Here is a 12,831-nt window from a genome sequence, read left to right as displayed (position 1 = left end):
GCCGGTGGGCACCCCCGCGATCCGGTCGACGCGTGTCGTCCGAGATGTCCGGGCGGGTCCCTCCCTGTCCCGGCGACCTGACATGCTGCCGGTGGCGATTCGCACCGGGAGCAGATCGCACGGGAGGCAGCGGTGACGACCGGCGAGGTCCTCTGGGCGCTGCGCGCCGAGTGCCCGATTCCTGCCCGGCTCTCGCCGCACGCGGACGGGGTCCAGCAGTGGCTGCTCGGCCTGCTGCCCGAGCTGGGTCTGCCACTTGACGACGCCGCACTGCACCGGTTGGCCCGCGGGGGCTTCGCGCGGTACGCGGGGCGGCTCTACCCCGATGCCAGCGAAGCCGACCTGCGCGTGCTGACCGCCCTCTTCACCTGGTTCTTCCTCGTCGACGACGCCTGCGACGGCCCGCATCGGCTCGCACCGGCGCAGATCCGGGCGCTGCGCGACGGGACGCTGGCACTGCTGCACGACGGCCCCCGGCTACGGCACGGCGGCCTGACCGGTCCGCTGCGGCGGCTGCTGGTGCTGGCCTGGCGGGAGCCGCGTCGCCGGATGCCGGCCCGGTGGCGGCTGCGCTTCGCCGACGCGGTGGCCCGGCACCTCGACGGCACCTGGCGGGAGGCGGTCAACAAGGAGGCCGTCCGCCCACCCAGCGTCGACGAGTACGTCGAGTTGCGGCGGGAAACGTCGGCGGCCGAGGTGTCGTACCCGCTTGTGGAGTTCGTCACCGGCCGGCCGCTGCCCGACCCGGTCTACCACCACCCGCTGCTGCGGCAGATCGCGCGCACCGGCAACGACCTGCTCTCCTGGTACAACGACCTGGCCTCGCTGGACCGGGATCGGGCCACCTCGGGCGGGCACAACCTGGTCCTGGCCACGCAGGCCGAGTGGGGCGTGTCGGCGGCGGAGGCGGTCGACCGGGTGGCCGAGCGCTGGCGGGAGTCGATGCGACAGTTCGAGGCGCTCCGCGCCGCCGTGCCGTCGTTCGGGCCGGCGTTGGACGAGGCGGTCACCGACCATCTCGACGGGGTCGCGTACGCGGTGCGCGGCACCATCGACTGGACGCTGGAGAGCGCCCGCTACCCGACAAACGCCTAGACCTGGCCCTAGGGGCGCAGGTCGAGGCGGATCACCAGGTCGAGCAGTGCGAACACGAACAGCGCGATGCCGACGAAGCCGTTGGCGGTGAAGAACGCCCGGTTGACCTTGCTGAGGTCGGTCGGGCTGACCACCAGGTGCTGGTAGGCGAACGCGACAGCCGTCAACGCCAGCCCGATCCACCAGAGCCAGCCGAACCCGATAAGCGCGCCGAACCAGATGAACAGCCCGAACGTCACCACGTGCGCGACGGTGGAGGCGTGCAGGGCGAAGCGCCTGCCGTACCGGGCGGGCACGCTGTGCACGCCGATCTCCTGGTCGATCTCGGAGTCCTGGCAGGCGTAGATCAGGTCGAAGCCGCCGATCCACAGCCCGACCCCCAAGCCGAGCAGCCAGGCCGGCCAGGAGCCGTCCAGGGTGCCGGTGACGGCCAGCCAGGCGCCGACCGGGCCGACCGCCTGGGCGATCCCGAGGATGGCGTGCGGCCAGTTGGTGAACCGCTTGCCGTACGGGTAGACGACGAGCGGCACCACGGCGAGCGGCGCCAGCACCAGGCAGAGCGGGTTGAGCAGGGCGGCGGCGGCGAGGAAGACGACCAGGGCGACGGCCGCGCCGGTCCAGGCCGTCCGCACGCTCACCGCCCCGGTGACCAGCTCCCGTCCGGCGGTACGCGGGTTCCGGGCGTCGATGCGCCGGTCGAGGATCCGGTTGGCGGCCATCGCGAACGTCCGCGCCCCGACCATCGCCACGGTGATCAGCAGCAGGTCGAGCCACCGTACGTGCCCGCCGTTGACCTGCATGGCGGTCAGGGCCGACAGGTACGCGAACGGCAACGCGAACACGGAATGCTCGATCGTGACGAGCTTGAGGAAGGACTTGACCCGGCCCGGCTTCTCCACGGGTGCGTCGATGACGGCCATCAGATCCCGTACTCCTTCCAGCGCTTGTCGACCAGGGCCGTGACCTCCGGGGCCATGCTCATCTCCTCCGGCCAACCGCGGGTGTAGCCCTCGGTGGGCAGCTTGCGGGTCGCGTCGACGCCGGCCTTGCCGCCCCAGAACTGCTGGTACGACGAGTGGTCCAGGTGGTCCACCGGGCCTTCGGTGAGCAGCAGGTCGCGGGCGTAGTCGACGTTGCCGAAGGCACGGAAGGCGACCTCGTTGTAGTCGTGCACGTCGCAGTCCTCGTCGACGATCACGATCAACTTGGTGAGCGACATGAGGTGCGCGCCCCAGATCGCGTTCATGACCTTCTGCGCGTGCTTCGGGTAGCGCTTGCGGATCGACACGATCGCGCAGTTGTGGAACACCCCGGCGGCCGGCAGGTCGTAGTCGACGATGTCCGGGATCATCAGCTTGAGCAGCGGCTGGAAGATCCGCTCGGTTGCCTTGCCGAGGCCGTGGTCCTCCTGCGGCGGCTTCGAGGTGACGATCGAGTGGTAGACCGGCTTGCGCTGCATGGTCATCGCCTCGATGTGCAGCACCGGGAACGGCTCGACAGGGGTGTAGTAGCCGGTGTGGTCGCCGAACGGCCCCTCGGGCAGCCGCTCGCCGGGCTCCAGGTAGCCCTCCAGCACGATCTGCGCGTGCGCCGGCACCTGCAGTGGGACGGTGAGGCAGTCGACCATCTCCACCCGTTCGCCGCGCAGGAACCCGGCGAACAGGTACTCGTCGATGTCACCGGGCAGCGGCGCGCTGGCCGCGTACGAGACGACCGGGTCGCAACCGATCGCGATCGCGACCGGCAGGCGCTGCCCGAGCCGCTCGGCGACCGCGTGGTGCGCTGTCGAGTCCTTGTGGATCTGCCAGTGCATGCCCAGCGTGTTGCGGCCGTGCTGCTGGAGCCGGTAGAGGCCCAGGTTGCGCTTGCCGGTCTCCGGGTGCTTGGTGTGGGTCAGCCCGTAGTTGTGGAAGATCCCGCCGTCGTCGGGCCAGACCTGCAACCCGGGCAGCCGGTTCAGGTCGACGTCGTCACCGCGGTAGACGATCTCCTGGCAGGGCGCGGTCTTCACCTTGCGCGGCGGCACCGACTTGAGCTGCATGACCTTGCCGAGGCCCTCGCGGATGCCGGACCAGCCGACCGGCAGCTCCGGCTTGACCAGCGCGCCGATGCGGGCGCCGATCTCGTCCAACGAGTCGACGCCGAGGGCCATCGCCATCCGCTTCTCGGTGCCGAACAGGTTGATCGCCACCGGCATCTCACCCCGGGTGGGGTGCTCGAAGAGCAGCGCCGGCCCGCCGGCGCGCACCGTGCGGGTGACCACCTCGCTGATCTCCAGGGTGGGGTCGACGGGGACGTCGACCCGCCGCAGCTCCCCCGCGCGCTCCAGCGCCGCGAGGAAGTCCTTGAGATCGGTGTACGGGAAGCCACGAGCCGCCATGTCGCCCAGTCTCCCGCACCGGCTCCCGCACGGCCCAGGCCGGGTGGTGTGACACCCGCGATGACCGGGCCAGCATCCTTGATCGACTCGGCTTCCAGGAAACCGTGGTGTCCCCGGCCGCAGGACACCGCGACTTCAAGGAAGGCGAGTGGATCAACCCACACCTCTCGGGATTGGCGGGCGGTTGAGCGGGTAGCCGGGCAGCCGGCGGACGGAGGCGGCAATGAGCGGCGAGCGGGTTCCGGCGGGGTTCACCGAGCAACGGGCGCGGGTCGGCCAGATCACCATGAACTACGTCCGGGGCGGCAGTGGCCCGCCACTGGTGCTGCTGCACGGCTACCCGCAGTGCTGGTACATGTGGCGACACCTCCTGCCCGAGCTGGGCCGCTCCTTCGAGGTGGTAGCGCCCGACCTGCGCGGCTTCGGGGGCAGCGACGCACCGGCCGGCGGGTACGACAAGAAGACCGTCGCCGCCGACCTGCACGGCCTGCTCGACCAACTCGGCCTGGTCGGCGACCTCCGGCTGGTCGGGCACGACCTGGGGACCATGGTGGCGTACGCCTACGCCGCCGCCCATCCGCAGGGGGTGAGTCGACTGGTGCTCAGCGAGGCGCCGATCCCCGACGAGAGCATCTACACCTTCCCCGCGCTCACCCAGGCCGGGCCGGGGGTGTGGAACTTCGGCTTCTTCTCCCTCGGCAACGGGCTCCCGGAGGACATGGTCAGTGGGCGGGAGTCGCTCTGGGTGGACCGGTTCACCGACGCGCTGATGGTGCGCAAGGGCAGCATCGCCGCGCCCGACATCGAGGAGTTCGCCAGCCACCTGCGTGATCCGGCGCATCTGCGGGCCAGCTTCGCCCACTTCCGGGCGTTCGAGCAGGACGTCGCCGACAACGCGGCGTACCGGGAGATGAAGCTCGAGATGCCCGTGCTGGCCGTCGGCGCGGCGGCCAGCCTCGGTGGACAGATCGCCGAACAGGTCCGCAGGTACGCCGACACCGTCCGCGGCGAGGTGATCGAGGACTGCGGGCACTGGCTGTACGAGGAGCGCCCGGACGAGATGCTCGCCCTGCTGCGCGACTTCCTGCAGGCCGCCTGATCCTGGACCACTCGGATCAGGCGGCGGCGTCCAGGCGGGCAGTGCCGCCTGACCCTCGGCCATCCCCGGTCGGGCGGGAGGCGTCCGGGCGTGGCCGGCGCTACCCGACCCTCGGCCATCCCGGTCAGGCTGCGGGAGTCCAGGCGTGGGCGGCCAGTGGCGGGTCGAGTGGGGCGCGGGTGAGCCGGTTGGCGAAGGTCGACATCGTGTACGCCCCGACGCCAAGCACCACGTCCAGCGCGTGCCGGGGCTGGTAGCCGGCGGCCAGGAAGTCGTCCAACTGGTCGTCAGGCACCGCGCCCCGGTACTCCAGGACGGCCAGCGTGAACCGGCGCAGCGCCTCCAGCCGCGGTTCGGGCAGCTCGGTGGCGGAACGCAGCGCGGCGATCAGCTCGTCGGACGCCCCGATCCGTGTGAGCTTGCCGGTGTGCAGGGCCACGCAGAAGTGGCACTCGTGGGTGGTGGCGACGGCCAGGATGACCACCTCCCGCTCCAGGGGTGCGAGGTCGGTCTGCTCGAAGCCCGCGCTTGCGGTGAGGAAGCCGGTGAGCAGCTGCGGCGACTCGGCCATCAGCGCCACCGGGGTCGGCAGCCAGCCGAACCGGCCCTGCACCCCCTCGACGGCCCGACGTGCGGCGGCGGGGGCGGTTTCGGCGGTGTGCTCGGTGAAGACGGACATGGGTACCTGCTTTCGGCAGCGTCGGTCGGGAGGGCCGGTGCCGCATCCCGTACGATAGTCAACGTGGTTGACGAAATAGTAAACGTGGTTGTCGAATATGGCAACCCCTGAGCCCGCCCGGCCCGGCTTCGTGCTGCCCCTGCTGCTGCTGGCCGGCTTCCGCACCCTGATCGACGACCTGCACGCCGAGTTGGCCCGCCAGGGGCATCCTGAGCTGCGGCCATTGCACGGCTTCGTGCTCCAGGCCGTCGGCGCCGACGGCACCACCGCGACTGAGCTGGGTCAGCGGCTGGGCATCTCCAAGCAGGCCGCCGGCAAGACGGTGGACCGGCTGGTCGCCGTCGGCTACCTGGAACGGGTCGACGACCCCTCCGACGCCCGTCGCCGGCTGGTCCGGGTGACCCCGCGCGGCGCCGACGGGCTACGCCGCTCGGCCGAGGTCTTCGACCGGCTGCGCGAGCGGTGGGCCGACACCCTTGGCGCGGACCGGGTCGACGCGTTGGAGGACGACCTGCGCACCATGGCAGCGGCGAACTGGTTCCGCCTCGACGTGCCCGGCTGGTTCGGCGGCTGACCGCGATTGCCGCACCGACCGCCGCGCCGGCGTCTACCCGGACCGACCGCCGCGCCAGCGCCTGCCCGACGCCCGACCGCCACATCGCGACCACCCAGCCCGACCGCCGCACCCGACCACCCAGCACGACCGCCGCACCCGACCACCCAGCCCGACCGCCGCACCGCGACCACCCAGCCCGACCGCCGCACCCGACCACCCAGCCCGACCGCCGCACCCGACCACCCAGCACGACCGCCGCGTCGGCGTCACCCGGCCCGACTCCTCAATTCGGAGGCCGCCACGACAAGATCCACTCGGGTTCCTTGAAGTCGGTGCCTCCGGTCAGCAGGACACCGCGAGTTCACGGAAACCGAGTGGATCAAACGCCGACCGGGCGCGGACACCACGACTTCCTGAAAGTCGAGTGGATCAACGGGCGCCGGGCGCGAGGCACCGCGCCATTGCCGCGGACGCCGAAGCCGAAGCCGACGTGCGGGCCGACCGTGTCCGGGTCAAGCGCGGCGGGCACATCTCACCAGCCCTGGCGTGCCACACCGGCTCGGGGCAAGGTGGATCCATGTCGGACGCGTACGTCGTCGGCGACCCGGACGGGTTGTCGCCCCTGCTGGTCGCGCTGCGCGACGCCATCGCCCGGGAGCTGCACGCGCAGGTGGCGTTGCGCGGGGAACGGATCGAGCTGGCCGACCTGCCGGAGGTGTCGTACCAGGTCACGATCCAGGTCGAGCGGGCGCTGCGCGCGTGGCGACCCGGGCGTCCGTCCCCAATAGAGCGGCTTTCCGACGGCCATCGCGGTCCTGTCGACTGATCGAAAACTGTCACAGGTGATCTCTAGGATCAGGGGTGCCGGTCGGGCCGTGGGCGAGCAGCCCCGGCTTCTTCCGACCGGTTCATCCCTCACCAAGGAGATCGATGAGATCTGTGCGCGTTACGCGTGGCCGGTTCCTGCGCGGCCTGGCCGCGCTCGTCGTGGCCTCTGCGGGGGTCGGCGTGGCGGCATCGCCCGCCGCGGCGGGCGACGACCCCGGTTGGGTCAGCGGTTGGCTCGGAGACGTCACTGTGGGCGGCCCCGGCGCTCCCGGCCGCACGGTGCCGCTCGACCTCCGCAGCACCGGGGCCACCCAGCCCCGGGTGACGATCGACCTGACCGGCCTGGCGGGAGTCGCGACGGCAAGCTTCCCCGAGTGGTGTGTCACCGCGGGCACCTCGGTCACCTGCCCGATGCCACCTAGCGCCGTCGACGAGGACGGCACGCTCACCGGCGTCGTGCCTGTGGTGTTCCGGGCCGCTCCCGGTGCCGCCGACGGCGCCAGCGGCACCCTCGACTACACGGCGCTCGGCGAGCAGACCGAGGCGTACGCCCAGCAGGCGACGATCACCGTCCGGTCCGGTCCCGACCTGCTCGACATGGTCGACGAGTACGTCAGCGGCGTCGAGGTGGGCGACACGCGCCCCGTTCCGGTGGCCGTCGTCAACGCCGGTGACCAGCCGGCCGTCGACCTGCGGCTCACCATGCGCTTCGCGGTGGGCCTGGTTCCCGCGAGCTACCGCAACTGCCGGTACGGCACCGACCAGGTGCTCGCCACAGTGGTCGTCTGCACCGTGCGGGGCACGTTCGCGGCGGGTCAGCGGCACGAGCTGCGTGACGGGTTCGCCACCACTGTCGGCCCAGCCACGCTCGGCGACAAGCGGATCACCCAGCTCGTGGAGCCGTTGGCGACCGCCGGGCCGCTCCCGAGCGGTGTGCGGCTCAAGCACCGCGAGGCCGACCAGGCGCTGCGGCTGCGGCCGGTCGGAAAGCCGCTCGGCGTGATTCCGGTCGAGGTGGCCGGCGCCGGCGGGCAGAGCTACCTGCGCGAAATCCGGGGCGCCTTCGACATCGTCGCCCAGGGGGCCGCTGTCACCGGTGCCGTCGGCGACACCGTCCGGGTCACCGTGGGCATCCGTAACGAGGGGCCGGGCGTGCCGGATGGCACGAACTCCGGCGACACGGTCGGGTCGTTCTACTTCACCCCGCCCACCGGGGTAACCGTGCTGGCTCACCCCGGCTGCGCGCCGACCGGCGGCGAGGAGGACGGGGAAGCACCCACGCGCACCTGGTTCTGCTACGGCCCGAGAGCAGTGTTCCCCGCCGGGACCAGCATCACTGTCACCTTCGATCTGCGGATCGACAGCAACACCGGATCAGCCGGAGAGGTTCAGCCGTACGGCCGCTACCCCCGGGTGGACGACAACCCGGGCAACGACATCGCCCCGGTCACGCTGAGCTGACCAAGTCACCACAACGAGATCGGGCCGGCCACGGAGAACTCCGTGGCCGGCCCGATTTTCGTTGGTCGGGTCAGCTCAGCCCGCCGTACGAGTGCAGGCCGGTGAAGAAGATGTTCACGCCGAACAGGTTCATCAGCATGGTGAGGAAGCCGAGCACCGCGAGCCAGGTGGCCACGTTGCGCTTGACGCTGGGCGTGGCGCGGGCGTGCAGGTAGCCGGCGTAGACCACCCAGGAGATGAACGCCCAGGTCTCCTTCGGGTCCCAGCCCCACGGCCGGCCCCAGGCCGCCTCGGCCCAGATCGCGCCGGCGATGACCGCGAACGTGAAGACCGGGAACGCGAACGCGTGCAGCGCGAAGGTCAACCGCTCCAGGCCGACAGCGCCGGGCAGCCGCTTCGCCAGGGAGTACGGGAAGCTCCGCTTGCCCTGCTCGTACCCGTTGCGCATCAGGAAGCCGACCGCCGGCACCGCGCCGAGCAGGAAGATGCCGGACGCGAAGACGATCGTCGAGACGTGGATGACGAACCAGTACGAGTTCAGGGCCGGCACCAGCGGCACGATCGGCACGTACAGGACCAGCTCGGCGGTGGCCACCAGCAGCACCATCACCAGGGTCAGGAACAGCCCGAGCTTGCGCAGCGCCGGGCGCTTCCAGAGCACCACGAGCCAGGCCGCGACCCCGATGAACGTCACCGTGAGCACGAACTCGTACATGTTGCCCCAGGGCATCCGGTGCGCCGCGAGACCGCGGGTGACAAGCGCCGCGAGGTGCAGCACGGCGGCGAGCGCGGTGGCCCCCACCGCGATCAGGCCGGCGATTCGTGCCCGACGTGTCGAGGCATCGGCGGTCGGCGGGACCGGCGCGGGTGGCTCCGGGGTGACGCCGCCGCCACCGCCGACCCCCGCACCCACCAGCTCGCGGGCGGGCGACGCCACGGCGACCCGGGTACGCGCGTTGCCCAGCGCGTACTCGACGGCATGGCTGATCATCGCGATCAGGTACGTCAGGATCGCGAAGGTCACCAGATTGTCGGAGAGCGCGGACATCACTCGGTCCCTTCTCGCACGCCGGCCCGGTCGCTGGAGTCAGCGTCGGTGCCGGCCCGCTCGGCAGCCCGGTCGGCACCGCTCACGGCGGTGACGAGCTGGGCGAACTCGTCGGCGAACCCTGGATAGTCGGTGCGCGGCAACCCACCGGCCTCCATCAAGCTACTACCGCCCGTCGGAGATCCGTTCCCGGGGTCGGTCGACGCCACCCGGAAGAACACCCGGCGACGCCTACCGAACAGCGAGCCCATCAGCCCGACCAGCAGGGTGGCGCAGCTCAGCAGCAGCGGCAGCGAGCCGGGGTCGTGCCGGATGGAGAGCGTGACGTACCGCTCGGTGCCCAGGAACTGGACACTGCTGCCGTCGTCAAGCGTCCAGGTTTCGCCCTTGCGGAGCAGCTTGCTGCCGATCTCCTTGACCTTGCCGTTGCGTACCTGCCGCTGGTCGAGCTGGTAGACCGAGCCGGGGATGCCGGCGTCCAGGCCGAGATTGCCCCGGTAGGCGACCAGGTTCAGCACCGGGTTGCGCTCGGTCGGGTACTCCGAGCGGACGAACGGGCCCTGCTGCGGGGCCGTGGGCAGGTAGATGCCGCTGAACGCCACCTGCTGGTCCGGTGCCCGCCTGCCGGTGGCCGGGTCGACGTTGGCGTCCGGGAACTGGGCCACTCCCTCGCCGGTCAGGCCCCTGTCACCGGTCGCCAGGAACGGCTCGTCACTGACCTGGCTGTTGCCGAACCGGTCGGTGTAGCGGATCACCGGGGCGTACCCGTGGCCGAGCAGGTGGACACTCGCGTTGGCGAGGCGCAGCGGCGAGTTCACCGAGAAGTCCGCGCTGCGGGTCGGCTCGTCCGGGCCGTCGACTGTCACCCGGGCGTTGAAGGACTCCGGCTGGCCGGACGGCAGGAACCGGGCCTGGAAGTCGTCCAGCCGCAGGCAGAAGCGGGGCAGGTCGGCGCTGTCGACGCGGGGGCCGAGCTTGGCCTCGGCGTACTGCTGGCGGGTGTTGCAGAACGCGTTGTCCGCGCCGGCCACGAGCAGCCGGTTGCCGCTCCAGCCGTACCACGAGCCGAGCGCCACACCGATCAGCACCGCGATCAGCGAGGTGTGGAACAGCAGGTTGCCGGTCTCCTTGAGGTAGCCCTTCTCGGCGGAGACCTCGTCGCCGCGGACCTCGACCCGCCAGCGGCGCTTGCGCAGCACCTCGGCGACGGCGGCAGCGCCACCGGCCGGGGCGGGCAGTACGGCGTGCTGCGGCAGTCGCGCCAACTGCTTCGGCGCGACAGGTGGCCGGGAACGCAGCGCCCGGAAGTGGTCGCGCAGCCGGGGCGTGATGCAGCCGATCAGCGACGCGAACAGCAGCAGGTAGATCGCGGAGAACCAGACCGAGCCGAAGACCTCGAACGCGCCGATCCGGTCCAGTCGGGGCGCCCAGTCCGGGTGGTCGGTGAAGTACTGGTTGACCTTCTCCGGGCTGATCCCGCGCTGCGGCAGCACCGAACCGGGGATCGCGGCGATCGCCAGCAGGAAGAGCAGGATCAGCGCCGTACGCATGCTGGTGAGCTGCCGCCACGAGTTGCGCAGCAGGGCCAGCAGCCGGTTGGGCCGGCGCCGGGGCGCCGGGGCCACGGTCTCCGGTCGGTCGTCGACGACAGTCATCAGATGCTCACCTCGCCCACCCCGACGGTGGTCTGCAACCAGATCACGAAGCTCTGCCATCCGCCTGTGACGAGCGCCAGGCCGATCAGGATGAGCAGGGCGCCGCCGACCCGGGTGACCCAGCGGCTGTTGCGCCTGATGGCGCGGAAGACTCCGAGCAGGCGCTCGAAGCCCAGCCCGAAGACGACGAACGGTATCCCCAGTCCGAGGCAGTACGCCACGGCGAGCACCACGGCGCGGTCGCTCTGACCGCTGGTGGCGGCCATGCCCATCACCGCGCCGAGCGTCGGACCGGTGCACGGCACCCAACTGAGCGCGAAGACCGCGCCGAACACGGGTGCGCCGAGCAGGCCGGCCGACGGGAGCCGGGAGATGCGGAACTCGCGTTGCAGCGCCGGAATCATGCCGAGGTAGCCCAGGCCGAGCAGGATGATCAGCGCGCCGATGCCGATCTGCAGTTCGCGTTTGTAGTCGAAGAAGATCCGACCGATCCCGGCGAAGAGGATCGCGGTGGCGACGAAGACCACTGTGAAGCCGGCGATGAAGAGCAGGGTCCCGGCGAGCACCCGACCCTTGACCGCGACCGACGCCGTCCGCTCCCTGACCGCGACGCCGCCGGTGGCCGGTGCAGGATCGACAGCCGGCCGGCGGCCCTCCAGGTCGGCGCCGGCCAGACCTGTGACATACGAGAGGTAGCCGGGAACGAGGGGAAGCACGCACGGGGAGAGGAAGCTGACCAGCCCGGCGAGCGCCGCCGCGCCGATGGCGAGCACCAGCGGCCCACTCAGGGCCAGCTCCTGGAAGGTCTCGCCCATCAGTTCGACGCCGGCTTCTCGGCCGCGATCCGTTCGACGATCGGCCTGAGCTCGTCCTGCGTCACGGCACGACGGATCACCACGGCGATCCGGCCGTCACGGTCGAGGACCACTGTCGCCGGTGTGGTGTTGGGCGGGATGTCGAAGTTCAGGGCCTGGCGGCTGGACGGGTCGAAGATGCTCGGATAGGTGGCTCGCCCCTGCTCGAAGGCGATCGCCTTGTCCTTGCTGTCCTGCACGTTGACCCCCAGGAAGGTCACCCCGGACGCCTTGGTGGCCTGGTAGGTGGCCTCCAGATCGTCGGCCTCCGCACGGCAGGGCGCGCACCAGGAACCCCAGAAGTTGACGACGACGACCTGGCCGCGCGCCTGGGAGACGTCGTACTGGCCGCCGGTGAGCAGGTCGCCGCTCATCTTCGGGGTCTTCGACCGCTGGTCCGGAGCGCAGGTGATCGTGAGGCCGTCGCTGGTGCAGCGCTTCTCCTCGCCGCCCCCGGAGGAACAGCCGGCCAGCGCCACCGCGGCGACGGTGGCGAGCAGACCCGCGGTCCACCTCCGGGCGGTCATCAGGCCCCCTTGGCCGTCCGGGCTGTCGCGGAGAGGGCGATCAGGTGCGCGGCCGGCTCGCTGTAGCCGATGCCCGCCACCTTGGCGCCGTCGAAGTGGAACGACGTCAGGCTCGCCAGCCCGCACTGCCGCTTGCGCGGGTCGTGCCAGAGCCGCTTGCGCTCCACGTAGCGACGCAGCGTCCAGATCGGGAGCTGATGCGACACCAACACCGCCTCGCGCCCCTCGGCGGCGACCCGGGCGGCGTGCACGGCGGCGAACATCCGCTCGGCGATCACCCGATACGCCTCACCCCAGGACGGGGTCACGGGGTCGCGCAGCACCCACCAGTTGCGTGGGTCGCGGAACGACCCGTCACCCGGGGACACCTTCTTGCCCTCGAACCAGTTGGCGCTCTCGATCAGCCGCTCGTCCACCCCGACCGGCAGCCCGAACTGGGCCGCGATCGGCTCGGCCGTCTGCTGGGCGCGCTCCAGCGGGCTGGCCACCACATGCACGATCTCCCGCTCGGCGAGGCCCTCCGCGGCGGCCTTGGCCATCTGCACACCCAGCTCGGACAGGCGGAAACCGGGCAGCCGGCCGTACAGGATTTGGTCGGGGTTGTGCACCTCGCCGTGCCGGAGCACGTGGACCACCGTCTTGCTCAAGG

General features: G+C 71.3%; 13 protein-coding genes. 5 read left to right on the top strand and 8 right to left on the bottom strand.

Translation table 11 applies throughout. The annotated features are described in order from the left end of the window. The first annotated feature begins 132 nt into the window (after window positions 1-132). A complete protein-coding gene (locus AB0K10_RS08795) occupies window positions 133-1,095 on the top strand; it encodes a terpene synthase (protein ID WP_363681332.1) in 963 nt (320 codons plus the stop codon). Window positions 1,096-1,103: 8 nt separating this feature from the next. On the opposite strand, the gene mqnP is transcribed toward AB0K10_RS08795, so the two are convergent. Together mqnP and AB0K10_RS08785 are read right to left on the bottom strand one after the other, a co-directional pair. Continuing rightward, entirely contained in the window at window positions 1,104-2,015 is a 912-nt protein-coding gene (mqnP, locus tag AB0K10_RS08790; RefSeq protein ID WP_363681330.1) for a menaquinone biosynthesis prenyltransferase MqnP, read from the bottom strand. After that, window positions 2,015-3,475, bottom strand: a complete 1,461-nt coding sequence (locus AB0K10_RS08785; protein WP_363681328.1) for a menaquinone biosynthesis decarboxylase — start codon at window positions 3,473-3,475, stop codon at window positions 2,015-2,017. Before AB0K10_RS08785 ends, mqnP begins: the two co-directional genes overlap by 1 nt. Window positions 3,476-3,698: 223 nt before the next feature. On the opposite strand from AB0K10_RS08785, the gene AB0K10_RS08780 reads away from it, so the two are divergent. Then, complete coding sequence (locus AB0K10_RS08780) at window positions 3,699-4,574, top strand: alpha/beta hydrolase (RefSeq protein WP_363681327.1); 876 nt, start codon at window positions 3,699-3,701, stop codon at window positions 4,572-4,574. A gap of 124 nt (window positions 4,575-4,698) precedes the next feature. Here the strand turns inward: AB0K10_RS08780 and AB0K10_RS08775 are convergent, their stop codons facing one another. Continuing rightward, window positions 4,699-5,253 (bottom strand): carboxymuconolactone decarboxylase family protein, encoded by a 555-nt coding sequence (locus AB0K10_RS08775; protein WP_363681325.1) that lies wholly within the window; start codon window positions 5,251-5,253, stop codon window positions 4,699-4,701. A gap of 97 nt (window positions 5,254-5,350) precedes the next feature. Between AB0K10_RS08775 and AB0K10_RS08770 the strand changes: the two genes are divergently transcribed. The 3 genes from AB0K10_RS08770 (at window position 5,351) to AB0K10_RS08760 (ending at window position 8,098) form a co-directional block, all read left to right on the top strand. Further along, the gene (locus tag AB0K10_RS08770; RefSeq protein ID WP_363681323.1) at window positions 5,351-5,827 is read left to right on the top strand and encodes a MarR family winged helix-turn-helix transcriptional regulator; all 477 of its coding nucleotides are present in this window, start codon (window positions 5,351-5,353) and stop codon (window positions 5,825-5,827) included. 559 nt (window positions 5,828-6,386) lie between these two features. Further along, window positions 6,387-6,635, top strand: coding sequence for a hypothetical protein (locus tag AB0K10_RS08765; protein WP_363681321.1), 249 nt, complete (start codon window positions 6,387-6,389; stop codon window positions 6,633-6,635). A 104-nt stretch (window positions 6,636-6,739) separates the two neighbouring features. Next, entirely contained in the window at window positions 6,740-8,098 is a 1,359-nt protein-coding gene (locus AB0K10_RS08760) for a hypothetical protein (protein WP_363681319.1), read from the top strand. A 70-nt stretch (window positions 8,099-8,168) separates the two neighbouring features. Here AB0K10_RS08760 and ccsB read toward each other — a convergent pair whose 3' ends face one another. Genes ccsB through AB0K10_RS08735 form a run of 5 tightly spaced genes read right to left on the bottom strand, consistent with a single transcriptional unit; the run spans window position 8,169 to window position 12,829 of the window. Further along, window positions 8,169-9,146, bottom strand: coding sequence for a c-type cytochrome biogenesis protein CcsB (gene ccsB, locus AB0K10_RS08755; protein ID WP_363681317.1), 978 nt, complete (start codon window positions 9,144-9,146; stop codon window positions 8,169-8,171). Further along, window positions 9,146-10,801: a cytochrome c biogenesis protein ResB gene (locus AB0K10_RS08750; RefSeq protein ID WP_363681315.1), complete on the bottom strand. Its 1,656-nt coding sequence runs from the start codon at window positions 10,799-10,801 to the stop codon at window positions 9,146-9,148. Before AB0K10_RS08750 ends, ccsB begins: the two co-directional genes overlap by 1 nt. Beyond that, the gene (locus AB0K10_RS08745) at window positions 10,801-11,616 is read right to left on the bottom strand and encodes a cytochrome c biogenesis protein CcdA (RefSeq protein WP_363681313.1); all 816 of its coding nucleotides are present in this window, start codon (window positions 11,614-11,616) and stop codon (window positions 10,801-10,803) included. The genes AB0K10_RS08750 and AB0K10_RS08745 overlap by 1 nt, the downstream gene beginning before the upstream one ends. Then, on the bottom strand, window positions 11,616-12,182 hold the full coding sequence (locus tag AB0K10_RS08740; RefSeq protein ID WP_363681311.1) for a TlpA disulfide reductase family protein: 567 nt from the start codon (window positions 12,180-12,182) through the stop codon (window positions 11,616-11,618). Before AB0K10_RS08740 ends, AB0K10_RS08745 begins: the two co-directional genes overlap by 1 nt. Then, the gene (locus tag AB0K10_RS08735; protein WP_363681309.1) at window positions 12,182-12,829 is read right to left on the bottom strand and encodes a histidine phosphatase family protein; all 648 of its coding nucleotides are present in this window, start codon (window positions 12,827-12,829) and stop codon (window positions 12,182-12,184) included. Before AB0K10_RS08735 ends, AB0K10_RS08740 begins: the two co-directional genes overlap by 1 nt. Between the last annotated feature and the right edge of the window lie 2 nt (window positions 12,830-12,831).

Source organism: Micromonospora sp. NPDC049274, assembly GCF_040678875.1.
In the GTDB taxonomy this organism is placed as follows: domain Bacteria; phylum Actinomycetota; class Actinomycetes; order Mycobacteriales; family Micromonosporaceae; genus Micromonospora.
The sequence above is the reverse complement of the archived record's forward strand: the minus strand, read 5'-3'. Positions and strand labels throughout refer to the sequence as shown.